The 26,144-nt window shown below is 40.6% G+C and carries 23 protein-coding genes, 4 tRNA genes and 3 rRNA genes; 18 read left to right on the forward strand and 12 right to left on the reverse strand.

All coding sequences use genetic code 11. From position 1 onward, the window contains the following. Positions 1-26: 26 nt before the first annotated feature. The gene (gene aroE, locus ATS72_RS11635; protein ID WP_058430335.1) at positions 27-851 is read left to right on the forward strand and encodes a shikimate dehydrogenase; all 825 of its coding nucleotides are present in this window, start codon (positions 27-29) and stop codon (positions 849-851) included. Further along, the gene (locus ATS72_RS11640; RefSeq protein WP_058430336.1) at positions 848-1,108 is read left to right on the forward strand and encodes a DUF1488 domain-containing protein; all 261 of its coding nucleotides are present in this window, start codon (positions 848-850) and stop codon (positions 1,106-1,108) included. Before aroE ends, ATS72_RS11640 begins: the two co-directional genes overlap by 4 nt. Here ATS72_RS11640 and ATS72_RS11645 read toward each other — a convergent pair. Next, positions 1,091-1,627, reverse strand: a complete 537-nt coding sequence (locus tag ATS72_RS11645) for a gamma carbonic anhydrase family protein (protein WP_006794012.1) — start codon at positions 1,625-1,627, stop codon at positions 1,091-1,093. The two genes, ATS72_RS11640 and ATS72_RS11645, sit on opposite strands and share 18 nt — an antisense overlap. 578 nt (positions 1,628-2,205) lie before the next feature. On the opposite strand from ATS72_RS11645, the gene ATS72_RS11650 reads away from it, so the two are divergent. The 13 genes from ATS72_RS11650 to ATS72_RS11710 all read left to right on the forward strand — a co-directional run bounded on the left by ATS72_RS11650 (position 2,206) and on the right by ATS72_RS11710 (position 14,154). Beyond that, positions 2,206-3,741: ribosomal RNA gene (locus tag ATS72_RS11650) — 16S ribosomal RNA — on the forward strand. 75 nt (positions 3,742-3,816) lie between these two features. Then, a tRNA-Ile gene (locus ATS72_RS11655) sits at positions 3,817-3,893 on the forward strand. A 44-nt stretch (positions 3,894-3,937) separates the two neighbouring features. Further along, positions 3,938-4,013, forward strand: a tRNA-Ala gene (locus ATS72_RS11660). Positions 4,014-4,320: 307 nt separating this feature from the next. Next, positions 4,321-7,206: ribosomal RNA gene (locus ATS72_RS11665) — 23S ribosomal RNA — on the forward strand. A 142-nt stretch (positions 7,207-7,348) separates the two neighbouring features. Next, positions 7,349-7,463: ribosomal RNA gene (gene rrf / locus ATS72_RS11670) — 5S ribosomal RNA — on the forward strand. The 16S, 23S and 5S rRNA genes sit together here with 2 tRNA genes alongside, the layout of an rRNA operon. A gap of 491 nt (positions 7,464-7,954) precedes the next feature. Then, on the forward strand, positions 7,955-8,887 hold the full coding sequence (locus tag ATS72_RS11675; RefSeq protein WP_006793815.1) for a CHAD domain-containing protein: 933 nt from the start codon (positions 7,955-7,957) through the stop codon (positions 8,885-8,887). Between the two features lie 25 nt (positions 8,888-8,912). Beyond that, a complete protein-coding gene (locus ATS72_RS11680) occupies positions 8,913-9,812 on the forward strand; it encodes a DUF350 domain-containing protein (RefSeq protein WP_008128289.1) in 900 nt (299 codons plus the stop codon). Positions 9,813-9,815: 3 nt separating this feature from the next. Then, a complete protein-coding gene (locus ATS72_RS11685; protein ID WP_058430270.1) occupies positions 9,816-11,537 on the forward strand; it encodes a polyamine aminopropyltransferase in 1,722 nt (573 codons plus the stop codon). A gap of 80 nt (positions 11,538-11,617) precedes the next feature. Next, positions 11,618-12,031 (forward strand): YjfI family protein, encoded by a 414-nt coding sequence (locus ATS72_RS11690; protein WP_006793818.1) that lies wholly within the window; start codon positions 11,618-11,620, stop codon positions 12,029-12,031. Positions 12,032-12,055: 24 nt separating this feature from the next. Then, positions 12,056-12,748, forward strand: a complete 693-nt coding sequence (locus ATS72_RS11695) for a PspA/IM30 family protein (protein WP_006793819.1) — start codon at positions 12,056-12,058, stop codon at positions 12,746-12,748. Positions 12,749-12,821: 73 nt separating this feature from the next. After that, the gene (locus ATS72_RS11700) at positions 12,822-13,460 is read left to right on the forward strand and encodes a DUF4178 domain-containing protein (RefSeq protein ID WP_058430271.1); all 639 of its coding nucleotides are present in this window, start codon (positions 12,822-12,824) and stop codon (positions 13,458-13,460) included. Further along, positions 13,457-13,777: a hypothetical protein gene (locus ATS72_RS11705; RefSeq protein ID WP_006793821.1), complete on the forward strand. Its 321-nt coding sequence runs from the start codon at positions 13,457-13,459 to the stop codon at positions 13,775-13,777. The genes ATS72_RS11700 and ATS72_RS11705 overlap by 4 nt, the downstream gene beginning before the upstream one ends. 188 nt (positions 13,778-13,965) lie before the next feature. Beyond that, positions 13,966-14,154 (forward strand): hypothetical protein, encoded by a 189-nt coding sequence (locus ATS72_RS11710; protein ID WP_006793823.1) that lies wholly within the window; start codon positions 13,966-13,968, stop codon positions 14,152-14,154. 29 nt (positions 14,155-14,183) lie between these two features. Here ATS72_RS11710 and ATS72_RS11715 read toward each other — a convergent pair whose 3' ends face one another. The 5 genes from ATS72_RS11715 to ATS72_RS11735 form a co-directional block, all read right to left on the reverse strand. Further along, a complete protein-coding gene (locus ATS72_RS11715) occupies positions 14,184-14,588 on the reverse strand; it encodes a hypothetical protein (protein ID WP_006793824.1) in 405 nt (134 codons plus the stop codon). 10 nt (positions 14,589-14,598) lie between these two features. Then, positions 14,599-15,105: a hypothetical protein gene (locus ATS72_RS11720; protein ID WP_058430272.1), complete on the reverse strand. Its 507-nt coding sequence runs from the start codon at positions 15,103-15,105 to the stop codon at positions 14,599-14,601. A gap of 113 nt (positions 15,106-15,218) precedes the next feature. Beyond that, positions 15,219-16,592 carry a class II fumarate hydratase gene (locus ATS72_RS11725; protein WP_058430273.1) on the reverse strand — a complete coding sequence of 458 codons (1,374 nt, stop codon included), beginning with the start codon at positions 16,590-16,592 and terminating at the stop codon, positions 15,219-15,221. 11 nt (positions 16,593-16,603) lie between these two features. Beyond that, positions 16,604-16,969, reverse strand: coding sequence for a hypothetical protein (locus ATS72_RS11730; protein ID WP_235591577.1), 366 nt, complete (start codon positions 16,967-16,969; stop codon positions 16,604-16,606). Positions 16,970-17,063: 94 nt separating this feature from the next. Then, positions 17,064-17,249 (reverse strand): hypothetical protein, encoded by a 186-nt coding sequence (locus ATS72_RS11735; RefSeq protein ID WP_058430275.1) that lies wholly within the window; start codon positions 17,247-17,249, stop codon positions 17,064-17,066. Between the two features lie 196 nt (positions 17,250-17,445). Between ATS72_RS11735 and ATS72_RS11740 the strand changes: the two genes are divergently transcribed. Then, complete coding sequence (locus tag ATS72_RS11740; protein ID WP_008128308.1) at positions 17,446-18,036, forward strand: DUF938 domain-containing protein; 591 nt, start codon at positions 17,446-17,448, stop codon at positions 18,034-18,036. Here the strand turns inward: ATS72_RS11740 and ATS72_RS11745 are convergent. The 3 genes from ATS72_RS11745 to ATS72_RS11755 all read right to left on the reverse strand — a co-directional run bounded on the left by ATS72_RS11745 (position 18,013) and on the right by ATS72_RS11755 (position 22,614). Beyond that, positions 18,013-19,152 carry a GNAT family N-acetyltransferase gene (locus ATS72_RS11745; RefSeq protein ID WP_058430276.1) on the reverse strand — a complete coding sequence of 380 codons (1,140 nt, stop codon included), beginning with the start codon at positions 19,150-19,152 and terminating at the stop codon, positions 18,013-18,015. The genes ATS72_RS11740 and ATS72_RS11745 overlap by 24 nt on opposite strands. A 222-nt stretch (positions 19,153-19,374) precedes the next feature. After that, complete coding sequence (locus ATS72_RS11750; protein ID WP_058430277.1) at positions 19,375-22,086, reverse strand: ATP-binding protein; 2,712 nt, start codon at positions 22,084-22,086, stop codon at positions 19,375-19,377. A 72-nt stretch (positions 22,087-22,158) separates the two neighbouring features. Next, a complete protein-coding gene (locus tag ATS72_RS11755) occupies positions 22,159-22,614 on the reverse strand; it encodes an Lrp/AsnC family transcriptional regulator (protein ID WP_008128312.1) in 456 nt (151 codons plus the stop codon). 127 nt (positions 22,615-22,741) lie between these two features. Here ATS72_RS11755 and ATS72_RS11760 point away from each other — a divergent pair, with 127 nt between their 5' ends. After that, on the forward strand, positions 22,742-23,911 hold the full coding sequence (locus ATS72_RS11760) for a PrnB family protein (RefSeq protein WP_058430278.1): 1,170 nt from the start codon (positions 22,742-22,744) through the stop codon (positions 23,909-23,911). 1 nt (position 23,912) lies between these two features. Further along, a complete protein-coding gene (locus ATS72_RS11765; protein WP_058430279.1) occupies positions 23,913-25,037 on the forward strand; it encodes an aminotransferase class V-fold PLP-dependent enzyme in 1,125 nt (374 codons plus the stop codon). On the opposite strand, the gene ATS72_RS11770 is transcribed toward ATS72_RS11765, so the two are convergent. The 3 genes from ATS72_RS11770 to ATS72_RS11780 form a co-directional block, all read right to left on the reverse strand. Next, positions 25,021-25,509: an RNA-binding protein gene (locus tag ATS72_RS11770; RefSeq protein ID WP_006793835.1), complete on the reverse strand. Its 489-nt coding sequence runs from the start codon at positions 25,507-25,509 to the stop codon at positions 25,021-25,023. The genes ATS72_RS11765 and ATS72_RS11770 overlap by 17 nt on opposite strands. Before the next feature lie 306 nt (positions 25,510-25,815). Continuing rightward, positions 25,816-25,908 (reverse strand) — tRNA-Ser (locus ATS72_RS11775). 49 nt (positions 25,909-25,957) lie between these two features. Beyond that, positions 25,958-26,048, reverse strand: a tRNA-Ser gene (locus ATS72_RS11780). Positions 26,049-26,144: the final 96 nt, after the last annotated feature.

Below are 26,144 nucleotides of genomic sequence, written 5' to 3' on the forward strand. Positions count from 1 at the left end.
CTTAGCTGCAAAGAGGTTGTTTTAAAATGGACAAATATGCGGTTTTTGGAAATCCAATTAAACATTCAAAATCCCCCGCGATACATAAACAATTTGCTATCTCGCTAGGTGAGCAAATCGACTATCGCGCAATATTAGCACCTATCGACAGCTTTGAAAAAACAGTATCGACATTTTTTGAGCTAGGTGGAAAAGGTGCGAACGTTACCATGCCATTTAAAGAGCAGGCGTTTGCAATGGCTGATGAACTTACACCGCTTGCTAAAATAGTCGGTGCAGTTAATACACTTAAAAAAAGAAACGATGGAACATTATTAGGAGATAACACCGACGGTGTTGGTTTTGTAAATGACCTCCTTGCTAACAAAGTTGTGATTACAAATAAGCGTATTTTAATAATTGGTGCTGGTGGTGCTGCAAGGGGGGTAATATTACCATTGCTTGAACAAAAACCCGCAGAAATTATTATTGTTAATCGTACCGCTCAAAAAGCAAAAGACTTAGCTCTGCTATTTGCTGAATACGGAAAAGTTTCAGGCTATGGGTTCGATGATTTACCAGTAAGCGATTACTCACTAATTGTAAACTCAACGTCTAGTAGTATGAATAACGAATTACCAGCCTTAGGTAAAAAGCACTTAACATGCTGTGATGTTGCATACGATATGTTTTATTCACTGACAAACACTATTTTTATGAACTGGGTTGCAGAGCATAATAACAATACTAAGCTTTTAGATGGCAGTGGTATGTTGGTAGGGCAGGCAGCACAAGCTTATTATGTTTGGCATAACAAAATGCCAGAAATTCTCCCCGTGGTTAAAGCACTTAAAAAAGGCTCACTAAAATGAACCAAGCTGTACAATTTATAGATAGACTCGAGTTTAGAGAGCCTCATCACCAGTTAGTGTTTTTTGCTCAAGTGAGTGGCATGCTGGTGGAGTGTGTTATTGCGATAAGTACACTTAAACTCACGGATGAAAGTCACGCAACAGATTATTTTGAAAAATACCGTTTTGAATACGAAGAACGTGCCGAGCAACTAATAGAAGAAGAAAGTTATAACTCGGCAGGTCAAATTGAAGTGGAATTAGTTAGCTTCAGCTAGATATTCATCTTTTAATTGGACATAGTTATCTGCCGATATTTTTAAAAAAGCGAGCTCCTGCTCAGTCAATGGACGGGCTTGCTTTGCTGGACTTCCTACATACAAATAGCCTGATTCCAGGCGCTTATTTGGTGGTACCAACGAGCCCCCACCAATAATAACATCATCTTCTACAATTACATTATCCATCACAATCGCACCCATACCCACGAGTATACGGTTCCCAAGTACGCACCCATGTAGCATCACTTTGTGACCAACCGTTACATCATCGCCTATTATAAGAGGGTAACCATCTGGATTGCTTTTAGTTGCACGCGATAAATGTAATACACTGCCATCTTGAATATTAGAGCGCTCACCAATACGAATATGGTTAACATCGCCGCGAGCAGCAACTAAAGGCCATACACTGCTATCATCACCTATAGTAATATCACCGACTAATACAGACGACTCGTCTATATAAACAGACTTATTAAACGCAGGGGTAATTCCTTTATAAGAACGTATTGCCATATATGCACCTTTAAATTAAACATATTAAGTGTATTAGTGTAGCAGTAGTGCTTATTTCAGTGCCAGTAAAGCCTATATTGTTTATAAAACTATCAGTTTTAAGGGCTTTCGCTCATATACTGACCGAACAGTGTTTTATTTTAGTTTTTCTTTGAAAAAGTACTTGCGTAAAAATCTGTTCTCCCTATAATGCGACCCCACTGAGACGGCAGGCGCCAACGCATAGCGAGGCAAGAGTTAATCAGAGAGTTAAGTAAAACTTCGGTTTTAAATTGTCGTAAGAAAGTTTAAAACAAAGTATTGACTCGAAAAATAAAGGATGTATTATACGCATCCCTAGCGACAACGTCGCAACGTTCTTTAACAATATAAAGCAATCATCTGTGTGGGCACTCGTACAGATTGAGTTCTAACAGCCAAGCTACTTAGGTAGTGAGGCAAACAAATTAGAGTCTCAATTGAAACTGAGTGACCAACAGAATAATTACTTAGGTAGTTATTCAGCACAGTCAATTCAATATCGAAAGATATTAAATAAATTCAGAATTCATTGAGCTGTCGAAAGACACAAAACTTTTTAATTGAAGAGTTTGATCATGGCTCAGATTGAACGCTGGCGGCAGGCCTAACACATGCAAGTCGAGCGGTAACAGAAAGTAGCTTGCTACTTTGCTGACGAGCGGCGGACGGGTGAGTAATGCTTGGGAACATGCCTTGAGGTGGGGGACAACAGTTGGAAACGACTGCTAATACCGCATAATGTCTACGGACCAAAGGGGGCTTCGGCTCTCGCCTTTAGATTGGCCCAAGTGGGATTAGCTAGTTGGTGAGGTAATGGCTCACCAAGGCAACGATCCCTAGCTGGTTTGAGAGGATGATCAGCCACACTGGAACTGAGACACGGTCCAGACTCCTACGGGAGGCAGCAGTGGGGAATATTGCACAATGGGCGAAAGCCTGATGCAGCCATGCCGCGTGTGTGAAGAAGGCCTTCGGGTTGTAAAGCACTTTCAGTCAGGAGGAAAGGGTGTGAGTTAATACCTCATATCTGTGACGTTACTGACAGAAGAAGCACCGGCTAACTCCGTGCCAGCAGCCGCGGTAATACGGAGGGTGCGAGCGTTAATCGGAATTACTGGGCGTAAAGCGTACGCAGGCGGTTTGTTAAGCGAGATGTGAAAGCCCCGGGCTCAACCTGGGAACTGCATTTCGAACTGGCAAACTAGAGTGTGATAGAGGGTGGTAGAATTTCAGGTGTAGCGGTGAAATGCGTAGAGATCTGAAGGAATACCGATGGCGAAGGCAGCCACCTGGGTCAACACTGACGCTCATGTACGAAAGCGTGGGGAGCAAACGGGATTAGATACCCCGGTAGTCCACGCCGTAAACGATGTCTACTAGAAGCTCGGAACCTCGGTTCTGTTTTTCAAAGCTAACGCATTAAGTAGACCGCCTGGGGAGTACGGCCGCAAGGTTAAAACTCAAATGAATTGACGGGGGCCCGCACAAGCGGTGGAGCATGTGGTTTAATTCGATGCAACGCGAAGAACCTTACCTACACTTGACATACAGAGAACTTTCTAGAGATAGATTGGTGCCTTCGGGAACTCTGATACAGGTGCTGCATGGCTGTCGTCAGCTCGTGTTGTGAGATGTTGGGTTAAGTCCCGCAACGAGCGCAACCCCTATCCTTAGTTGCTAGCAGGTAATGCTGAGAACTCTAAGGAGACTGCCGGTGATAAACCGGAGGAAGGTGGGGACGACGTCAAGTCATCATGGCCCTTACGTGTAGGGCTACACACGTGCTACAATGGCGCATACAGAGTGCTGCGAACCTGCGAAGGTAAGCGAATCACTTAAAGTGCGTCGTAGTCCGGATTGGAGTCTGCAACTCGACTCCATGAAGTCGGAATCGCTAGTAATCGCGTATCAGAATGACGCGGTGAATACGTTCCCGGGCCTTGTACACACCGCCCGTCACACCATGGGAGTGGGTTGCTCCAGAAGTAGATAGTCTAACCCTCGGGAGGACGTTTACCACGGAGTGATTCATGACTGGGGTGAAGTCGTAACAAGGTAGCCCTAGGGGAACCTGGGGCTGGATCACCTCCTTATACGATTTAGAACTTATTTGTTCGTAGTGTCCACACAGATGATTGTTATTGTAAAGAGAACAACACTTATTGTTTGGGTCTGTAGCTCAGCTGGTTAGAGCGCACCCCTGATAAGGGTGAGGTCGGTAGTTCAAATCTACTCAGACCCACCACTTCTTCACGAAGTCGGTAACTAAACAATAAGACCAGCATATGTGGGGCTATAGCTCAGCTGGGAGAGCGCCTGCCTTGCACGCAGGAGGTCAGCAGTTCGATCCTGCTTAGCTCCACCACTTTTACTTCTTAAAAATAAATATTCTTTATCGGGCAGCTAAATCGCCTGAGAATAGAGTGTGTTTAATTTTGAGAGGTTTTTGTATCTCTTGCTCTTTAAAAATTTGGAAAAGCTGATAATAAAATTCGTATGAATAACATTGTTATTTGTACAGAGTTTTCAAAAGTAAAAAAGAATGATAGCAGTATCATTCAGTGCCATTTAATCACTCTTATGAGTCGATTGATTGGTATCTACTTTAGTATTCAATATTAACTTCTGGCGAAGTTAAACTGTCACAAAACAAAGACCCGTTTGGGTTGTATGGTTAAGTGACTAAGCGTACACGGTGGATGCCTTGGCAGTTGGAGGCGATGAAGGACGTATTAACTTGCGATAAGCCTAGTCAAGCTAGTAAAAAGCACTTGAGACTAGGATTTCCGAATGGGGAAACCCACCTGCTTGCAGGTATCGTTAACTGAATACATAGGTTAACGAGGCGAACGCGGAGAACTGAAACATCTAAGTACCCGTAGGAAAAGAAATCAACCGAGATTCCGAAAGTAGCGGCGAGCGAAATCGGAACAGCCCTTAAGCTTATTATGTGTTAATGGAAGGCTCTGGAAAGTGCCACGATACAGGGTGATAGTCCCGTACATGAAAAGACATTTTAAGTGAAATCGAGTAGGTCGGAGCACGTGAAACTTTGACTGAATATAGGTGGACCATCATCTAAGGCTAAATACTCCCAACTGACCGATAGTGAACCAGTACCGTGAGGGAAAGGCGAAAAGAACCCCTGTGAGGGGAGTGAAATAGAACCTGAAACCGTGTACGTACAAGCAGTAGGAGCAGACTTGTTCTGTGACTGCGTACCTTTTGTATAATGGGTCAGCGACTTATATTTTGTAGCGAGGTTAACCGATTAGGGTAGCCGTAGGGAAACCGAGTCTTAACTGGGCGAATAGTTGCAAGGTATAGACCCGAAACCCGGTGATCTAGCCATGGGCAGGTTGAAGGTTGAGTAACATCAACTGGAGGACCGAACCCACTAACGTTGAAAAGTTAGGGGATGACCTGTGGCTAGGAGTGAAAGGCTAATCAAACCGGGAGATAGCTGGTTCTCCCCGAAATCTATTTAGGTAGAGCCTCGGACGAATACTTACGGGGGTAGAGCACTGTTAAGGCTAGGGGGTCATCCCGACTTACCAACCCTTTGCAAACTCCGAATACCGTAAAGTAATATCCGGGAGACACACGGCGGGTGCTAACGTCCGTCGTGAAGAGGGAAACAACCCAGACCGCCAGCTAAGGTCCCAAAGTCATAGTTAAGTGGGAAACGATGTGGAAAGGCCCAGACAGCCAGGAGGTTGGCTTAGAAGCAGCCATCCTTTAAAGAAAGCGTAATAGCTCACTGGTCGAGTCGGTCTGCGCGGAAGATGTAACGGGGCTAAACTATGCACCGAAGCTGCGGATTCATCTTAGGATGAGTGGTAGGGGAGCGTTCTGTAAGCGGTTGAAGGTGTACCGGGAGGTATGCTGGACGTATCAGAAGTGCGAATGCTGACATGAGTAACGATAATGCGGGTGAAAAACCCGCACGCCGGAAGACCAAGGGTTCCTATCCCATGTTAATCAGGGTAGGGTAAGTCGACCCCTAAGGCGAGGCCGAAAGGCGTAGTCGATGGGAAACGGATTAATATTTCCGTACTTGGTATAATTGCGATGGGGGGACGGAGAAGGCTAAGCAAGCATGGCGATGGTTGTCCATGTGAAAGTGAGTAGGGCGTTTGTTTAGGTAAATCCGGACGAACATTAAACCTGAGACACGAGACGAGCTACTACGGTAGTGAAGTTGCTGATGCCATACTTCCAGGAAAAGCCTCTAAGCTTCAGATTATACCGAATCGTACCCCAAACCGACACAGGTGGTCAGGTAGAGAATACTAAGGCGCTTGAGAGAACTCGGGTGAAGGAACTAGGCAAAATCGTACCGTAACTTCGGGAGAAGGTACGCTCCTATCTGTGATGAGACTTGCTCTCTAAGCGGACGGGAGCCGCAGTGACCAGGTGGCTGGGACTGTTTATTAAAAACACAGCACTGTGCAAAATCGCAAGATGACGTATACGGTGTGACACCTGCCCGGTGCCGGAAGGTTAATTGATGGGGTTATCTTCGGAGAAGCTCTTGATCGAAGCCCCGGTAAACGGCGGCCGTAACTATAACGGTCCTAAGGTAGCGAAATTCCTTGTCGGGTAAGTTCCGACCTGCACGAATGGTGTAACCATGGCCACGCTGTCTCCACCCGAGACTCAGTGAAATTGAAATCGCAGTGAAGATGCTGTGTACCCGCGGCTAGACGGAAAGACCCCGTGAACCTTTACTACAGCTTGGCACTGAACATTGAACCTACATGTGTAGGATAGGTGGGAGACTTTGAAGCAGGAACGCTAGTTCTTGTGGAGTCGTCCTTGAAATACCACCCTTGTAGTTTTGATGTTCTAACGTTGGCCCCTGAATCGGGGTTACGGACAGTGCCTGGTGGGTAGTTTGACTGGGGCGGTCTCCTCCCAAAGAGTAACGGAGGAGCACGAAGGTTGGCTAAGTACGGTCGGACATCGTACGGTTAGTGTAATGGTAGAAGCCAGCTTAACTGCGAGACAGACACGTCGAGCAGGTACGAAAGTAGGTCATAGTGATCCGGTGGTTCTGAATGGAAGGGCCATCGCTCAACGGATAAAAGGTACTCCGGGGATAACAGGCTGATACCGCCCAAGAGTTCATATCGACGGCGGTGTTTGGCACCTCGATGTCGGCTCATCACATCCTGGGGCTGAAGTCGGTCCCAAGGGTATGGCTGTTCGCCATTTAAAGTGGTACGCGAGCTGGGTTTAGAACGTCGTGAGACAGTTCGGTCCCTATCTGCCGTGGGCGTTTGAGAATTGAGAGGGGTTGCTCCTAGTACGAGAGGACCGGAGTGAACGAACCGCTGGTGTTCGGGTTGTCATGCCAATGGCATTGCCCGGTAGCTACGTTCGGAACTGATAAGCGCTGAAAGCATCTAAGCGCGAAGCAGGCCTCGAGATGAGTTCTCACTAGACTTTTAAAGTCTCTGAAGGGCCGTTGAAGACTACAACGTTGATAGGCAAGATGTGGAAGTGGTGTGAGCCATTAAGCTAACTTGTACTAATTACCCGTGAGGCTTAACCATACAACGCCAAACGCGTTTTGTGTGACAGTTAAGACAGAAGTTAATGAACTAAAGTAGATATTACTGACAGACTTAAAAAATATTATCAGATATTTTCCAAATTCAGTTAGTGCGTAGAAATACGGATTAACGCCCAAATTTGCTTGGTGACAATAGCGTTTTGGACCCACCTGACTCCATGCCGAACTCAGTAGTGAAACGAAACAGCGCCGATGATAGTGTAGCATTTGCTATGTGAAAGTAGGACATTACCAGGCTTCAAATTGTAGAAAGCCGCTTCAGAAATGAAGCGGCTTTTTTACGTCTGCAGAAAAGTAATCTTCAGCATTCCCTTCTCTAAAGCGTAGCGTCTCTTAAGCAAAGCGCCTCTTTGTGAACAGTGTTTTGGTTATTCAATACACTGGCCTATGATAGGCAACATTTCACTGTGAATCTCTACCGCTGTGGGCACCATGACATTAACAGGCTCAAATAATAGAGACCTGTTACAGCAGTGTGACGGTTTTTTACTTTCTTGGATAAAATAAAGAACCAAACTAATATCATCTCCATCAAAAATGCTAACCAACGTAAGGTTAAGTCAATTCTATCCCGTGTCTAGATCATAAACTTTTTACCTTTGACTACTGAGTTTTGTAATCTACTTTATTCTTTACATCTCTTCTCATTTTGTTGCAATTTCATTCTTGGCTTACTAAGTGACCTGTGTAAGACTAGCTGTGTTAATTTAGTAAATCAGGTGACATGAATGTCGAATAGTAAAGTTTGGAAACTTATAAGCCTGTTTTGTTTGTTTACGGTGCTTATGGGTTGTCAATCTAAAGAAGAGCAGCTACAACAAACAATTCAAGAGTCTATAAAAAAAGCGGATGCTGAGCTATCACAGCTAGGTAGTGCGCTAGATAATGGCAGTATACGCAATGCAGTGTTACTTAAAGAGTATGGTGCGCTTTTAAAAAAACAACAGCCAGAGCTTTCAAATGTTGTTGATGTAATTACTTTAGATGCTTCGCGCCAAGGTGCACTTTATAGTGGTTTATTACAGCGACTTAAAGAGACTAAAAGTACTTACTTAATCCCCCCTTACGAAGATACGTTGCACAGCATCGATCTTTTACGTGAAGCTGCAAAACCTTCACTGTTCTCTGACGCTTTAACTGATCCAATCAATATGCTTGCTGATATGTCAAAAGGATCGCTAGCTCGCGTTGGTGCTATTAGCCAACAAGCCGAGGGTGAAGGGGTAGGTAACCAGATGGTGGGTAACCCCAACTACGGTAACTGGCAAACAAATAGCAGTGGCATCAGCTTTTGGCAATGGTACGGCATGTACCGTATTTTAGGGGATGTATTTGACAGGGTTGAATACGGAAGCTGGAGTAAACGCCGTAAGTACAGCTATTACAACGATTATGGTCGTTATCGCTACTCAAGCCCTAAACAAATTAAAACACAAAGCGCGCTAGAGACACGTACACGTCAAACATATCAACGCCAAGGTAAGCAGTTCACAAGCCCGTATGCGAGTAAAAAGACTGGTGCATCAGGGTTAAGTCGAAGTAGCTATACACCACCTAAGAGTCGCAGCAGTTACTCACGTTCAAGTAGCTATAGCAATAGCTCTGGTTCAGTTCGTGACAGTGGAAGCAGAACCTCTCGTGGCGTGAGCCGTGGTAAGTAAAGAATAAAGTTGGAGTTAGAATAATATGTATGAATTTAATGGAATAACTACGTGGTCGCTGCAAGCTTTAGCGATAGACTTTGCAATAATTGTGCTGCTATTTGTTAGCCTTAAATATATAAAAGGCTGGGTTTCAAATTTACATGCCAATGACGAAATAACAGAGCGTGATAATTTTGCCTTTGGTATTAGTTTTGCTGCTGGTTTGGTTGCGCTAGCTATCGTATTAACCGGTGTAAGCAGTGGTGCATTTGCTGCAACGCTTCAGCAAGAAGCACTGCAAATGCTTGGCTATGGTGCGCTTGCCATTGTGTTAATTAAGCTTGGTCACTTTTTTCAAGACAAAGTTGCACTGCGTAAAGTGAGCCTACATGATGAAATTGTTAAAGGTAATGTGACTGCTTCTATCATTGATTTTGGCCATGTAGTGAGTGTGGCAATTGTCATTCGTTCAGCACTGCTATGGGTAGCTACAGAGGGATGGCATGGTTTACCGATTGTCATTGCTGCCTTTGTTATTGGTAGCATCGTGCTGCTATTTGTGAGCCAGTACCGAGTTATGTTATTTAAACGCACAAATAAAAATGGTGACTGTCTTCAACAAGCTATTATTGATGATAACTTAGCTGTTGGTATTCGTTACGCTGGTTATTTAGTGGGTAGTGCATTAGCAATCACAGCGGCAACAGGTGTTGCACCGTATGCTGCAGATAATATTAATGCTAGCCTATTATATTGGGCTGTTAGTGCAGTAGTGAGCCTAGTTGCGTTTATTATTTTACACTTAGTGACCATTAAAATAATTTTATCGGGTTGTGATATTTCTGATGAAGTTAATCGTCAAAAAAATGTGGGTGTAGCAGCTATTTCTGCCGCTGTATCGTTTGCCGTAGGCATCACAATGGCAACCTTATTAGGCGCATAATTCGTGTCATCAACAACTCAAAGCCCAAGTAAGTCTCGCTTACTTGGGCACGATATATTACTTATCACTGTTATGGCTGTGCTCGCTGGGTGCGGCCTTATTTATGAGTACCTACTCTCTCACTATGCCGGCCGAGTACTAGGCTCTGTTGAAAGTGCTATTTACGCCATGATTGGCACCATGATAGTAGCTATGGGGCTAGGAGCTTTTTTAGCGCGTTGGTTTAAAGATGCGTTCACTGCATTTGCTTGGCTAGAAAGCATTATAGCTTTGATTGGCATGGGCTGTATTTTGGCCATAGCAAGCGTGATTGCAGTTAGTTATTCGCTTCCTCATTTATTCTCGAGCATTTTTAACCTGCCACCTGACGTTGTACTTAATGGCTATGTATTTCAAAAGTTACAAGAATGGTCACGCTTTTTACCTTATGTATTTGGCTTAGTATTAGGACTGTTTATTGGTATGGAAATACCGCTTATAGCGCGTATTCGCCAACATGTGTACGGGCGGTTTTTAGAAAACAATGCAGGAACTATTTATGGTGCAGACTACATTGGGGCAGGTATTGGCGCAGCAATTTGGGTAAGCATAATGTTGGCTATGCCTATCATGCAAGCTGCTGCATGGACCGCTTTATTTAATATTATTGCAGGGCTTGCTTTTTTATGGCGCTACCATGCCCATGTTCGCTTTGCTAAAGCTTTGTTGGTTTGCCATATTTTACTGCTTGTGCTGTTTGGCTTTATTTTAGTGCTCGGCAGCAGTTGGATGAATAGCCTAAGCAACGTCTTATATAAAGATAAAGTTATTTATTCTCAAGCGACTAAATATCAGCATGTTGTATTAACAGAACGACTTAGCAAAAATCAACCGCAACCTATTACCGACCTATACTTAAATGGCCGCCTACAGTTCTCAAGTGTTGATGAACAAATATACCATTCAATGCTAGTTTATCCGGCTATGCTTGCCTCTAACCGACATGATAAGGTGCTAATTATTGGCGGGGGTGACGGTTTAGCATTAAGGGATGTACTAAAATGGTCGGTAAACGAAGTCACTTTAATTGATTTAGATGGACAGTTACTTAACCTATTTGGCCATGAAGACGATAAGTTTACCCCGCCCAAAGCCATCACGCAGCGATTAATAAACCTCAACAACGACTCAATGAAAGACCCCAAAGCTAACATAATTGTGGGTGATGCTTTTTTAGAGGTTGAGAAGTTACTCGATCAAAACAAACAGTTTGACACTGTTATTATTGATTTACCTGATCCGAATCATCCTGACCTAAATAAGTTATACAGCGATTATTTTTATAATCATGTACGCCAATTACTTGCTCCTGATGGGGCTATGGCTGTGCAATCAACGTCGCCATATCATGCAAAAAAGGCGTTTCTGAGTATAGCTAAAACTGTTAAGGCTGCCGGATTTGATTACGTGGAGCAATACCAACAAAATATTCCATCGTTTGGTCAGTGGGGGTGGACAATTGCTACCAAAATGGGTCAACCAGCCAGTGCACGAATAAATAATATAGACGAAATGCCGGTATCGTCACGATGGATAAGTAAAAAATATTTACTAGCAAGTTTTTTATTCCCTAATCAGTATTTTGAACAAATAAATGATATTGAGGTCAATAGGTTAGGTTCTGGGCAGCTTTATGATTATTACCGTTCAGCATGGCAAATAGAGAGTGAATTGTATAAAAACTAACAAAACATGGTTGACATAATATGTCTGCCGTGCGAATCTTAACTCAGACATAATATGTCAAAAAACAAAAAGGCAGAGACATGGAATTAAACGAACTTTCAATAAAATTAGCTTCTTTTGAAACTGAAGGCGCTAACTTTGAGTCTTTCTTGATTGCCAATCCAGGTGAGCAAGATGTTTTACAAGTCATTGTTGATGGAAATGATGAACTTCCAATTTTTGTTACGCAAACTCAAGAGCAGTTGTTATGTATTAGCTACTTGTTTGGCGAAGACGAAGTGAAAAGTGAATTACGCAACGAGTTAAACGAAACATTGTTACGTTTAAACGTGCCAATTCCACTAAGTGCATTTGCTAAAATCGATAATAAATACGCGATTTTTGGTGCACTGTCGGTAAACTCATCATTAGATGATGTTACCCACGAACTAGTGACATTAGCTGACAACGCTATTGATGCACTAGAAGCCGTGACCTTGTATTTAAACGATTAGTAACTAGTTAGTGGAGTTAAGATTATGAGTATTTTAAAAAAATTATTTACAGCAGTACGTGGTGGCGCTCGTGAAGCGGGCGAAGCAATTGTAGATGCAAATGGTATCCGTATTTTTGAACAAGAAATCGCTGATGCACAAAATGCACTTCACCGTGCTAAAAAAAGCTTGACCGAAGTAATGGCTAAAGAAATGCAAACTAAGCGAAAAATTAGCGCTGTAGATGCATCAATTGCTGAACACGAAGCGTATGCAGGCCAAGCACTTGAAAAAGGTAACGAAGCCTTAGCATTAGAAATTGCAGAAAAAATTGGTGACTTTGAAGCTGAAAAAGCTGAAAACGAGCAAGTATTAGCAGGTTTTAGCAACCACATTGTAACGCTTAAGCAGCAAGTTAAAGACGCTGAAAAGTCGATTAAAGAAAATCAACGTCAGCTTACGATGGTTAAAACCACAGAAAGCGTACAGCAAGCAACAATGGCTGTTAACAGCACGCTTAATACGAATAGCTCTTCGATGACCTCAGCTCGACAATCACTAGAGCGTATTAAACAGCGTCAACAAGACCGTAGCGATCAGTTAGGTGCTGCAAAAGAGCTTGAGTCAGAAGTTAATGGCGACGATTTAAAAGCGAAAATGGCTGAAGCAGGCATTGGCGATACAAGTCCAAAAAGTGCCGATATTTTAGCGCGCATTAAAGCCAAGCAAAACGGCTAATAGTTCGTACATTTATAATAAAAGGTAATTAAGCGTCGCTTAGTTACCTTTTTTGCTTAAGGGATGCTTTATTATGTTTAATTTTTTCAAATCTAAAAAAGAGCCAGAACGTCAGCTTAACCATGCAAGTGAGCTTAAAAAAGGTGACATGTTTACCGTTATAGATTCGTTTGCTTATCCGTTGTGGTTAAAAGGACAAACATTGCGTGTTATTGATGTGCAAACTTATCAATATCAGCACAGTAGTGATACTGAGTTTGTGCTTGAGACAAACAGTGGTCAAGTTGTGTTTTTACAAATAGCACAAGAAGACGGCGAGCAGTGGGCTAATTTTTCGATAAAAGTTCAACGAGATGAAGTAGACGATATTTTCACATTAGATGAATTTGCTCGTATTTTTGATGAAGAGTTGTTAACGCATATTGCAGTTAAAAATACTCCTGAGCGTTTTATGCAGTTTTTGGCTAAAAGTTACCAACAAACTGAATCGCCGTTTGTTTGTTATTTTCATAATAAAGACTTTCGTGGTCAAAGCCTACCTCGCTATGAGCAAGACGGTGGCGAGCCTTGTGAAATGATATGTTTAGAATCGCCTGATGAAGGACATAGTCTAAATATTGAAATTTGGGATGGCGGCGAAACCGAAGTGTCATTAACACTTACGCGTCCAATTACCGATATAGTGGATTTATTTCCTGGAGACGCGAAGTGAGTGATGCTAAAGATAAGTGGTTGCGCCAAGAGCAGGCTGTACGTGCAACACAAATGGCATTTGATTTGAGTAGCGATGTTCAAAAGCAAATAAAAAAGCAAGCAATTGACCAAGAGCTCACGCCATCCGATATGATCCGCAAAATACTTGGCTTAGATGTTAAGTCTAAAAAGACTCGACAGCGCTTATCGTTCAATTTGAATGATGATGAGATAGCGCAACTAGCGAGCCGCTTTGATGTACCAAGCGAAGATAAGCGCGCGGTAAAGCAACAAGTAGCAGAGCTTTTAATTGCGCATACTAAAAAAGCTAAGTAGTTGACCTAAATCCTGGCTTATAAAAGTATGTTAGGCAGTTATTTTAGCTAAAAATAAGATTAAATGGATGGGTACTTCAATGTACTTTTAAATCATTTATCAAAAGCTAATAAATTGAAAAGCAGTGCTTTTGCGTTCTTTGTATTAAGCCCTTACACTAAAGGTAACAACTATAAAGAAGTACTGCTTTGAATATTATACTGATTACTTACCTAATTATTTTTGCTTTATTTGGTACTGCAGCAAGTTATTTTGTGCGTTTTATATATGCATACTGGGTACTAAAAACCATGCCAATGAAGTACATACTAAAAGCAGGGATATGTGTGCTGCTAGTCGTGGTTATTTCAGCGCTTATTCCGTACTTAAGTCAATAACGCTGAAATAGTACTTAATACTTTATTTATTACTTAATATCTATTGATTGGCATTGCTGGTTAATACACAGCGATTGTACTTCAATAACCGGTAAGCAATCGGTTAGTGATTGTTGCTCATTTTGATTTTTTTCTTGTTCGGTGATCTGCTTTGCAATGCTTTCTGCTTGCTCTTGAGGGGTATTTAGCGTTGAATAAACAGCATATTTGCTCGGCCCGCCACATGCTCGCGCCCCTACTTCAAGTACCTTACACTGAAAGCTTGCTGTACAGCCATTGTTATCAACAATATTGGCAAGTTGGCTATTTAAAGCCGACAAGCTCTGCCCTTGATCGCTATTTACAGATGCTGTTGTTGAGCAACCGCTGAGTAAAAAAATGCTAGCAGCAACACTAAAAATTGATAATTTAACTGTCAATGTCAAACCACTCATATTGTTATCCTTAAAATACACTTACTGCTGAGCCTTCAAGTTTAACACATTTATTTTCAACACACTGAGTGCTTGGTGTTGTTAAATGCTGGCAAATACTCATCATTCCTTTTTGCGTATTAAAATTACTTTCAAGCTCGGTGATTGTTTTACTCAGTGTTTTTACTTGCTCGTCTTTTGCTGTTTTGGTTGAATAAACTTCAAAGCTACTAGGGCCACCACAGGCGCGACTACCTACTGCAATAACTTTACATTGCATACTTGTATCGCAGCTAGTGTCAGCAATAAGCGTGTTTAATTGGGTTTTAGCTGTCGTAATATCTTCAACCGATACCGCTTTAAGACTTGAGTTTGAAAGTTCCTCAACGTCACTTTTTGTTTGAGTGGTTTCTTTTAGTGTTTGTTGTTTTGGTTTTATTACTTCAGCAGTGGTTACTGATTCTTTTTCTGCTGGTGTTTTATCTAAACACGCACTTAAACAAAGGGGTAAAACAAGAGCTAATAATACAGGGCGCATAAGATACCTTGATAGTGATGAATAATTCATCACTATCATACACGGTGCATTTTTTACGGCAATAAAAACTCTATAATCAAGTAATTAAAGCCGTATTTATGGCTTTTCAAAAACTACAAACCACCTTGTGTGAGCTTAGTCGGGTTGAGCAGTTTTTCGAGCTCTTCACGTGGTAAGTCAGTTTCTTGTTCGGCAACATCAATAATAGGACGGGCTTCTTTATAGGCTTGCTTGGCTATTTTTGCTGCTTTTTCGTAACCGATCACCGGATTAAGTGCAGTCACTAAAATAGGGTTTTTAGCAAGAGCGCGGTCAATGTTAGCTTGATTTACGATAAATGTGGCTATGGCTTTTTCTGCCAAAGCTTGGGCGCTGTTTGTTAGTAGCTCTATGCTTTGCAAAATATTATAGGCAATAACGGGCAGCATAACATTTAGTTCAAAGTTACCAGATTGACCAGCAACGGTAATTGTAGCGTCGTTACCAATCACTTGCGCACTAACCATCGCAGCGGCTTCTGGTATGACTGGGTTTACTTTACCCGGCATAATAGATGAGCCAGGTTGTAGGGCTTCAAGTTCTATTTCGCCTAAACCTGCAAGAGGGCCTGAGTTCATCCAGCGTAAGTCGTTCGCTATTTTCATTTGTGCTACAGCGAGTACTTTTAATTGCCCAGACAGTGCAACAATGGCATCTTGTGAACCAATATTATAAAAAAAGTTTTTGCTTGGCGAAAACTGGATCCCCACGTTTTTAGTTAGGTTAGTGCAAAATAAGTCTGCAAACTTTGGGTCGGCATTAATACCGGTACCAACAGCTGTACCACCTTGAGCAAGCTCACACACTGGCTCTAAGCTATGGCGAATGCCTGAGGCTGCGTTGTTTACTTGCGATTGCCATGCATTAAGGGTTTGCTCGAATGTAACAGGCATCGCGTCCATTAAGTGGGTGCGACCTGTTTTAACAATAGCGCCTACCTCGCTCTTTTTATTTTCTAAATGTTGCGAAAGGTTTTCAAGAGCTGGCAGTAATGCTTGTTTAACGGCTAATGCACTACTTAGTGCAATAGCCGTAGGGACTACATCGTTTGAGCTTTGGCCCATGTTTACATCATCATTAGGATGTACAAGCTCCTGTTGAGTACTGGCAAGTGTTGCTATTACTTCATTGGCGTTCATATTAGAACTAGTTCCTGAACCGGTTTGAAACACATCAACAGGAAACTGATCATGATGCTTACCATCAATAATCGCTTGGCAAGCATGCTCTATTGCAGTTGCCTTGGTTTTATTTATAAGCCCTAGCTCACAGTTACTTTGTGCTGCAGCTTGTTTTATATATGCCAGTGCCTTTATAAATTGTGCTGGCATAGTGAGGGCGCTAATGGCAAAGTTATTAACAGCGCGCTGTGTTTGTGCTTGATATAAAGCGTTAACAGGTACTTTTAATTCGCCCATACTGTCTGATTCTATTCTAAAGTTGCTCATTAATGTGCTCCTTAAAAAGGGTTGAATTCGTGACTAAGAATACGAGCTTCACGCTCAAGTAATAAAAATTTAGCACGGCTATTGTGGCTTATGTAGAAACGCTTTAATGCAAGTAATGGTTTGTGTAGCTGGTTTAGACATTGTTTGCGAATTGCATTATGAGTAAGAGGATCGCACATTTTATTTATAATTTCATGGTGTGTGCGTCTTAGGTAATACTCCTGAAGTAGCGGATTATCAAGTTGTTCAAAGTTTTTAGCTACGTTGAGAGCTGCGTCTATATAATGAGCGACAAGCATTGGGGCATGCAGACCTGGTCTTTTGCAATTAAATGCAAGAGTATGTTGATAGTTATGTAAGGCGTGATTTGAAGGCATAAAAAAACCGACTCAACTAATGATAATAGTTATCATTACATTTAATCGGTTTCAGTGTAAATAGTTATTATAAAAATTATTTACGGCGTGTATTTTAATTATAGCCGAGAATAAATATCTGGTCTGTTTCATGTTTAGTGATCGCCTTTTGATTATGTTTTGGATGAGAAAGTAAATCAATTACTGTTGCTCTCATATCAAGGCTTTCACTGTGATCATCGGTACTTTTATCGGTGATAGCTACTGCTGCATCAACAGCGGTATAGGGAGGCATATGCATAATTTTATCCTTTTGTGATTAGTTAATTAACCCTTAAATGGGTCAATTATGTTGCTGCATAATACATACCAATCAAGCCAGCTATATCTAACTATATGATTATATTTAACTTAATAAATAAATCATAATTAGTCACGACAACATATTGCAAATTTGCTTTACTATTGTGCAAACATCCACAATTTTGGTGCACTCAATGACAAAGCCATTTTCACAAGCATGTGAAAACAATAAAGGGCCAATTTTAGAGCATTTAAATAGCGCGTTAAAAAACGTTAAAACAGTATTAGAAGTTGGTTCTGGAACAGGTCAGCACAGTGTGTTTTTTGCTGAAAAATTACCTTATCTACAATGGCATACAAGTGATCGTGTCATTAATCATGAAGGTATTAGGCTATGGCATAGTGAAGTGAATTTAGCTAATTTACATGCCCCTATTGAGCTTGATTTAAACCAGCCATGGCCTATCGAAAAAGTAGATGCTATATATACTGCGAATACATTTCATATTGTAAGTTGGTTATTAGTTGAACGTTTTTTTGACGGGGTTAAACGTCACTTAAATGATGAGGGGGTTGTGTGTATTTATGGTCCTTTTAAGTACAAAGGTGAATACACTAGCCAAAGTAATCAAGAGTTTTGCGCCTTTTTAACTGAGCGAGATCCTTTAAGTGGTATAAGAGACTTTGAAGCTGTTTTATTATTGGCCAAGCAAGCAGGGCTTTCGCTTATGAGCGATCATGCTATGCCTGCTAATAACCAGTTACTCGTTTTTAAACGGCAATAACGATGTGCACTGTGCTTTGTAAAGTGCAATATGCTGGCGTTCTCGAGACAGGTAATCTTCAATTGCACTGCTAAAGTCATTGTTAACAATATGGTGGGCTGAAAAAGTAGTAACGGGTTCAAACCCCCTCGCTATTTTATGCTCCCCTTGTGCACCTGAATGAAAGCAGTCGAGTTTATGTTTAATAGCAAATTCTATCCCTTGGTAATAACATAGCTCAAAGTGAAGTGCGTCAATATTTTCGCTTGCCCCCCAGTACCTGCCGTAAAGTGTGTTTTCACCAATTAAACTGAGTGTTGCAGCGATGACTTGACCGTCTTTTTTGGCAAGCATAATAACCAGCTGCGATGCCATAAGTGCATGCAAAAGGGTAAAAAATTCACTGTTTAGATAGCCTAAATGTCCTGAGCGTTTTAAATAGGTGCGCTGATAAAATTCGCAAAACAGCTGCATTATTTCAGGTGTGATATCTGAACCCTGTAGCCACTCAGTAGTAATATTTTGATGTGTTAATTTAGCGCGTTCTTTTTTTAGCGATCTACGTTTACGCGAGTTTAGCGTTGTTAAAAAGTCGTCAAAAGTATCAAACCCTTTATTAAACCATTGAAATTGAACGCCCTCTCTGAGCATCGCTTGCTGCTTAGTGAGTAACGTTGCTTGTGTTTGGTCGCAAAAGTTTATATGCCAGCCAGACCATCCTTGCTCAATGCTGTGCGTGCAGAGTTGCTCTGTAATATAGTTGTATACGACGGTGTGGTTTGTGTGATGAATGGCAATACGTTTACCTTCAATTGGGCTAAATGGCACCCCTGATAGCCATTTGGGATAGTAATGCAAACCATTTTTTTCGTATGCTTCAGCCCATGCCCAGTCAAATACATACTCACCATAAGAATGGCTTTTTACGTAACCAGGTGCAAGCGCTATTAAGTTACTCCCTTCATATACAGCTAAATGATAGGGCTGCCAGCCACTTTGCTGTGTTACACATTGGCTTTGCTCTAAGGCGTATAAAAAGGCATGTTGAGTAAAAGGTTCATCACCAAAAAAAGCATGCCATTGCGCTTGGTCTATTTCATTAATATTTTTAAACCATCGATGAGAAAAGCTTTTCATGATGCCGACCTTGTAAATATTGCGTGCTTAATTGTGCGCTCTAATTTGTAATTTTATTGGCACTTATTTTACTTCTAAGCTTCAATTTATTTTTTCAGAGCTTTTAATACTCACGTATTAAAGCGGTGTTTTACGATGCGATTAGGCTAATTGTGTGATTAAACGCCACCCGAGAACATAATAACTCAGTCACGTAGCGTGATGGTAACAATTTTTTGGATGTTATTTAGTACCTTTTTTTACAAACTGACTCAAACACTCGGTCAGTTTTGCAAGTTCTATGGGTTTTGCTAAATGTTCGTTAAAGCCTGCTTTTTTAGCTTTAATTTTATCTTCTGGCATGGCATCTGCTGTTAGCGCAATAATGGGTAATGTATGTTGCGATTTAAACGCACGAACTAATTCTGTTGCTTTATAGCCATCCATAACAGGCATTTGGCAATCCATTAATACTAAATCAAAATGTTGTTCTTTGATTATATTTACAGCTTCTTCACCATTTTCAACCAAGTGAGGAATGATACCTAAAGATCCCAACATGGCTTTTATTACCATTTGATTCACAGGATTGTCTTCTGCGACCAAAATATTTAAAGACGTAATATCAATATCTTTTGATATGGCTTCTGGCTCTATATCTGGCTCTGTTGTTGTTAAATTAACGGCAAACGTAAAGGTTGACCCTTCACCCAGCTCGCTTTTTAAATTAAGTGTTGCTCCCATTAGCAAACATAGTTCTTTAGCTATTGTTAAACCAAGGCCAGTGCCACCAAATTTTCGAGAGGTTGAACTGTCAGCTTGGGTAAACGCGTTAAATAAGGTGTTGTGTTGGTTTTTTTCAATACCTATGCCAGTATCTGATACTGAAATGCTTAGTTTTACCTTATTGGCAGACACAAACTCTGTATCTATATCGAGCGTAACGCTTCCTTCGTTAGTAAATTTAATCGCATTACTACATAAATTAAGTAGTATTTGTTCTATGCGCATTGCATCGCCTAAAAACCAGGTATCTACAGGTAAGTTACATTTGAGAATCCATTCAATGTTCTTATTTTTCGCACTTTGCTCAAACATTGTGTCAATGCGCGTTACAAGTGCTTTTGGATCAAACGCAATGGACTCTAGTATTAAATGTTGTGACTCTATTTTTGAAATATCAAGAACGTCGTTAATTAGGTTTAATAGACTGTTTGAAGAGGAGTAAATTTTTTTAATGTAGCTGAACAGCTTTTGAGCATCATCATCTTTTTTCGCAAGTGACGATAGGCCAATAATGGCATTTAATGGGGTGCGTATTTCGTGACTCATATTGGCTAAAAATTGGCTTTTAGCGCTATTGGCTAAGTCAGACTGTTTTTTGGCTTTTACCAATGAGCTTGTTCGTTCTGCAACTTGGCGGCTAAGCGCTAGTTGCTGCTGGTTAAATAGCATTAACACTACAATAATAAGTAAACACACAGCGGTTTGTAGCATAAGTAAAAATAAAGACATTTCAATGTTTTGTTGTGAAATGTAGTTTTCTTTAAGTGCTAATTTTATTACCCATTGCTGCCCTCCAAAGTTAATATTGAATGACATTAACTGGCTTTGGGTTGCTTGCTCAAAGTTTTGAGAGTCGTTACTGTAAAAGGCGGGTTCGTTGTCAAATTCAAACACATCAATAGAAAACATTTCAGATTGCTGCTGTGTAATAGCTTGTTCAATAATTTTATGGGCCAAAAATACACCGGTGGCATAACCCTTTATATTTTCATTTTGACCATAGACAGGCGCAAATAGTAGATAGGCGGGTGTTGGTGTTTTTGTTTGGACTAATTGAATGATTTTAGTGCTGATAGGTAAATATTTGATAGCTGGATTTTGCAAAGATGCTTTTCGATCTGGGTTTGAATATACATTAAAGCCAACCGCCTTTTGGTTACTTTCTAAAGGAGCTATATATTTAACAACCACTAGAGGGTCATCATCTTCGAGAGGATCACCAACAATGTTTATATTTTGCCGATAAATTGTTGACATTGTATTACTGAGTGTTTGGCGCTGCGCTTGTGTTATTTGTACATTCCAAGACAATGCTTTAATAAATGAATGCTTTTCAAGTAGTTTATTTGCTGAAGCGTAAAAGTCTTGCTCATTAAACTCAGGTGATGATTGTACTTGGCTTGCTAAGCTTTGCACGGCGATAATACTTTGATTTATATACCTGTATAAACTGTTTTCAATAACTTCAACTTCTCGCTCTGCAATTTTAATTGTATTTTTGCTGTTTTCGCGTTCGTAAATTTGTGCTGTAAGCGCCACAGATATAAATAAAATAGAGCAAACTGCAATGGTTTCAAAGGCTAAGACTTTGCGTTGTCCTGGTGCTTTGGGCAGTAGCGACAATAAAAAAGGTGAGGCAATAAGTACCCCTAATATATCTCCTAACCACCAATAAATAACATGTAGCCAATGGTCCTCAATACTATAAAGTGGGTTAAAGTTACTTAACGCAAATACACCAATATTTGATGATAGTAAGCTTACTAAAACAGCAACTACAGCAATAAAATAAGCGATGTATTTTCGTTTACGAAAATAAAGCGGATTTCCCAACCAATACCTTAATATTGCGGCACCGACCATAGCTTGGATAATAACGCCAAGGGCAATGTAAATGGCCTGAGTAAACGTATTGCCGACCAGCATTATTTCATGAGCTGAGTTATCGAATATATTTAAGTTAAATGCAATTGCTGCTGCAAATAAAGGCGGTATAAAACGCCACCACCATATATAACAACCAACTAAAGCAATACCTGCCGGTAGCCAGATAGGGACTATTTCCGAGTTAAATGCAAACGTAGTAAGTCCAACGCCCAGTAAGTAATAAGCGAGGGCGAATAATATGTAGAAAATAATTGATTGATAGGTTGAGGCGAATATTTTCACATAATATCCATATATCTATGTTTCTGTTTAAGAAATATCAGTATAGCTAACAACTTTGTATTTGCCGTACTTTTATAGCGGAAGCTGCTTTTTAGTGAACGACTGCTTAAGTACCACCGTTGACTCTATATTCGCTATGCAGCTCAAACTACCTAACCGATGTTTAACAAATTGTTCATAGCTTTCAAGATCGTTAGCAATAATTTTTAGTAAATAATCATAGCTACCTGATATTACACTGCACTCTAATACATGAGGTAGCTTTTCTACCGACTGTTCAAATAAGTCTGCCGCGCTAACAGAATTTTGATTTAGCCTAATAAAAGCATATACCAATACGTTCAGTTCAAGTTTTTTAGGATTAATTGACGCGTGGTAGCCCGTAATAACATGCTCTTTTTCAAGTTTTTTGATTCGCCTTAAGCAAGGCGTATCAGACAAGCTAATCGTATTTGCTAAATCTGAAACCGATATTCTGGCATTTTCTTGTAGTGCTGTGAGTATTTGCTGATCTTTTTTATCTAACATTTATTGTTATCTATTTTTAAATTTTTAGTGATTATCACTAATTATAGACACTTTCACTTTGTTTTTTGATGATTTACGCTCACGTTACTCTGTTAGCATTTAAATATAAAAATAATAGAGCAAAATAATGAATACACATACGGCCACATTTGATGATTGGATACGCACTGAGTTTGTAGAGATAAATACTGAATTAGAGCTGCTTTATTGGCAGCAATTCGATAAAGCAAATGTTGAAGGTGTTGGTGAGAAATTAAAGCAACAATTAAAAAGGCAAGGCAATGTATTAATTTCACACTTGTTAGCAGAAGGAAATACCGATCAAGGGTTTGATCGTGCATTTGATTTATTAGGCAATGTTGGATTATTCATGGCTGCATGTCGCCGCCATGAAATAACTGAGCCCAGTAGAGAAACTACTTCACCTTTGGTAGAGGCATCGGCATTGGCAATGCATATTGGTGCGTCGATTGGTGTAACACCGCGGTTTGCTACCGCGCATTTAACCACCCACAATAAAGCTGTTAATGGCACCTATAAGCGCTTTACTAATTTACCTGATGAAAAACTTTTTTTAGATTATAACACTCAAGGTATTTTAGCCTACAAGCGAGCAAGTGATGCCTTATTAAAGATAGTACCACTGGGTATTTCGCACCCTTTGTGTGGTGAATTATTAAAGGCTGCAAAGTACGCGCTCATTGATGTAATTGAATCTAATAATGCACTTTACACACAATTAGATACAGATCGTTTTTTTAACTGCGTTCGCCCTTACTACAAACCATACCGTGTTGGTAAAGAGATTTATCGAGGTGCAAACGCAGGCGATTTTGCCGGAATTAACGTAATTGATATGTTGCTTGGTCTTTGTAGTGCAAATGAGCCAAGCTACTCACAAATGCTGGTGGATAAGTTTTTGTATATGATGCCAGAAGATCAGCAAATATTAAGAGAATCAATGCGAATACAAAGCTTTATGGACGATTTTTTACAGGCGCAGCAATATAAAAATAGCAACTGGTTTAAATCACATGGAAAGCTATTTATGCAAGTATGTAAGTTACATGGTGACACAGCAATCGGACATCATAACCAGTTAGTAGAAAAATTTATTGCGCAACCGTCAAAGCAAATGCAAGAGCAACATTTAAGTAAAGTAACGGCAAGTGGACCGCCACTTCATGTATTACTCGATTCGTTAGAAAAGTTGAGGGATAGACGCGCTGCGGCAAAAAGGGACGATATAAAAACGCGGTTTGATGATCTCAATTCATTAAAAGAGTGGGTGAAGTAATATGCTTAAAAATGATTTTTGTATATCTGAAGGTTGCTACTTTTTAAGCCACTCCGTCGGCAGGCCACTAAAAAGCTCTCAACAGTACTTTACAGAGCACTACCTATCACCATGGCAAGATTCAAATAAAGAGCCATGGCAACAATGGTTACCTCAAATAGATGCGTTTACTTCTGCACTAGGTAAGTTATTTAATTCGCCAAGTTCACAATTTTGTCCGCAGGTTAATTTATCAAGCAGTTTAACTAAGTTAGTTATGTCGCACCCTCAATTACAACAAGCACGCTGCAAAGTGCTTATGGCACAAAGTGACTTTCCAAGTATGGGGTTTGTAATGCAAAAGGCGTTACCGCCTTGTGCAGAAATAACGTTTATTCCTGAAGAAGAAGACCTAAGCGATATAGCTGTATGGGAGCGTTATTTAACATCCGATATAGATATGGTGTTTGTAAGCCATGTTTATTCAAATACGGGGGTTCAAGCACCGATAAGCGATATTGTACTACGCAGTAAGATGACTAATAGCCTTTCAATAATTGATGTGGCGCAATCTGCTGGAGTTTTGCCTATTGATTTAACAACGCTTGATGCCGATTTCATGATTGGCTCAAGTGTTAAATGGTTGTGCGGCGGGCCTGGTGCAGCCTACTTATGGGTTAATCAAAACCAGCTGGAGCAGTGTAAGCCAAAAGATGTGGGGTGGTTTTCTCATGAAGACCCCTTTGAGTTTAATATTAACCATTTTAGTTATCATCACAGCGCGCTGAGATTTTGGGGAGGCACCCCTTCTATAGCCCCGTACGTGATTGCTGTAAATAGTATAAATTACTTTGCAGATCTGACAGTTAGAAAGGTAAGAGAGCATAATCTCGCGATGATTTCGAATATTCATCAGCATTTAAGTGAATTTGTTGTGTCACCAATACAAAGCAATCAATGTAGTGGTACCGTTATTATGTTTTTTAAGAATAAACAGCAGCAAATATTAGCAGCGCTGGGTAAAGCAAACATGAGTGTTGACGAGCGCAAATACGGAATACGAGTCTCACCGCATATTTATACAACGGAAGAAGATGTAAACGCGCTTATCAATACCATAAAGCAAGCGCTTAAGGAATTTGACTAAGCAACTGCTTTCGTTGACGTAAAGCATCTATTTGTTGTTGTGTACGCGTAACCTTTGATTCATATGCGCTGGTAATTGGCGCTGTTTTTTTAGCAATGGCGTCAGCAATAGAAGAGGCGCCTAACCGATTAGCCTGATCTTGTGTAACATAGCTGGCTTGCTTTACTTGCTCTTGGTAGGTTTTTTCTGTTTGTTTAAGTGTTAATTGTAGCTTGCTTATTTCACGTTCTATTTGCTGAACTTCTAAAAAATTGTCTACTGAACTATCTGTAACATTATTTGCTTGAGTGGGGCTTTTATAGGCTTCAATTATATTGATTTCTTTTAGTGTGATCTGTTCGGCATCTTTTGAGCAAGGTGTTTGGCTAAAGGTAGGAACACCTTTAATTACACACTTGTATACCGTTGTATTTTGCGAAAAAGAAAAAAAAGGTAGCGCTGTGCATGTAATTAACAATATGAACCTGTTCATAGCAAACCTAAAGTGGCTATCGTTTTAGTAATAATGCACTAAGTCATAGCGGGTTACAATTTGTTTAATTTTTATAAATTTTAGGCACAAAAAAACCACAATTAAGTGGTTTATATAGTATATGGTGGAGAAAGGGGAATAGACTTGCTTACATCCATGTAATCAATCGCTGTGCGACGCTTGCAGCGGCTCAAAATGTTCCAGACATTTTGTCGAACCCTGTCGAGGGTCTCACCCTCCAATTTAGTATTAGTGTTAAAATTTAGGCACAAAAAAACCACAGTTAAGTGGTTTATATATAGTATATGGTGGAGAGGGAGGGATTCGAACCCTCGATAGAGCTACAAACTCTATACTCCCTTAGCAGGGGAGCTCCTTCGGCCACTCGGACACCTCTCCAACGCATAACCGGTTGTATTGATGATATAAAAAACCACCAATTAAAATATGGTGGAGAGATAGGGATTTGAACCCTAGATAGGCTACAAACCTATGCCGGTTTTCAAGACCGGTGCATTCGACCACTCTGCCATCTCTCCGTGACGCAGAATAATACTTAGGTGATGGGGGTGTGTAAATAGCAAAATGTCTGTTTGCCTAAAAAATAGACGTAAATACGTGTTTTTTTACAAATT

Origin of the sequence: Pseudoalteromonas sp. 13-15 (genome assembly GCF_001468205.2) — a bacterium.
Classification (GTDB): Bacteria; Pseudomonadota; Gammaproteobacteria; order Enterobacterales; family Alteromonadaceae; genus Pseudoalteromonas; species Pseudoalteromonas marina.

Excerpts from the sequence above, each read along its gene's own strand:
- ATS72_RS11760 (WP_058430278.1), top strand. The coding sequence starts at position 22,742 with ATGAATACACATACGGCCACATTTGATGATTGGATACGCACTGAGTTT.
- ATS72_RS11700 (WP_058430271.1), top strand. The coding sequence starts at position 12,822 with ATGTTTAATTTTTTCAAATCTAAAAAAGAGCCAGAACGTCAGCTTAAC.
- ATS72_RS11730 (WP_235591577.1), bottom strand. The coding sequence starts at position 16,969 with ATGCCTTCAAATCACGCCTTACATAACTATCAACATACTCTTGCATTT.
- ATS72_RS11640 (WP_058430336.1), top strand. The coding sequence starts at position 848 with ATGAACCAAGCTGTACAATTTATAGATAGACTCGAGTTTAGAGAGCCT.
- ATS72_RS11645 (WP_006794012.1), bottom strand. The coding sequence starts at position 1,627 with ATGGCAATACGTTCTTATAAAGGAATTACCCCTGCGTTTAATAAGTCT.
- ATS72_RS11695 (WP_006793819.1), top strand. The coding sequence starts at position 12,056 with ATGAGTATTTTAAAAAAATTATTTACAGCAGTACGTGGTGGCGCTCGT.
- ATS72_RS11690 (WP_006793818.1), top strand. The coding sequence starts at position 11,618 with ATGGAATTAAACGAACTTTCAATAAAATTAGCTTCTTTTGAAACTGAA.
- ATS72_RS11680 (WP_008128289.1), top strand. The coding sequence starts at position 8,913 with ATGTATGAATTTAATGGAATAACTACGTGGTCGCTGCAAGCTTTAGCG.
- ATS72_RS11725 (WP_058430273.1), bottom strand. The coding sequence starts at position 16,592 with ATGAGCAACTTTAGAATAGAATCAGACAGTATGGGCGAATTAAAAGTA.
- ATS72_RS11720 (WP_058430272.1), bottom strand. The coding sequence starts at position 15,105 with ATGCGCCCTGTATTATTAGCTCTTGTTTTACCCCTTTGTTTAAGTGCG.
- aroE (WP_058430335.1), top strand. The coding sequence starts at position 27 with ATGGACAAATATGCGGTTTTTGGAAATCCAATTAAACATTCAAAATCC.
- ATS72_RS11735 (WP_058430275.1), bottom strand. The coding sequence starts at position 17,249 with ATGCATATGCCTCCCTATACCGCTGTTGATGCAGCAGTAGCTATCACC.
- ATS72_RS11765 (WP_058430279.1), top strand. The coding sequence starts at position 23,913 with ATGCTTAAAAATGATTTTTGTATATCTGAAGGTTGCTACTTTTTAAGC.
- ATS72_RS11740 (WP_008128308.1), top strand. The coding sequence starts at position 17,446 with ATGACAAAGCCATTTTCACAAGCATGTGAAAACAATAAAGGGCCAATT.
- ATS72_RS11770 (WP_006793835.1), bottom strand. The coding sequence starts at position 25,509 with ATGAACAGGTTCATATTGTTAATTACATGCACAGCGCTACCTTTTTTT.
- ATS72_RS11745 (WP_058430276.1), bottom strand. The coding sequence starts at position 19,152 with ATGAAAAGCTTTTCTCATCGATGGTTTAAAAATATTAATGAAATAGAC.
- ATS72_RS11715 (WP_006793824.1), bottom strand. The coding sequence starts at position 14,588 with ATGAGTGGTTTGACATTGACAGTTAAATTATCAATTTTTAGTGTTGCT.
- ATS72_RS11755 (WP_008128312.1), bottom strand. The coding sequence starts at position 22,614 with ATGTTAGATAAAAAAGATCAGCAAATACTCACAGCACTACAAGAAAAT.
- ATS72_RS11675 (WP_006793815.1), top strand. The coding sequence starts at position 7,955 with ATGTCGAATAGTAAAGTTTGGAAACTTATAAGCCTGTTTTGTTTGTTT.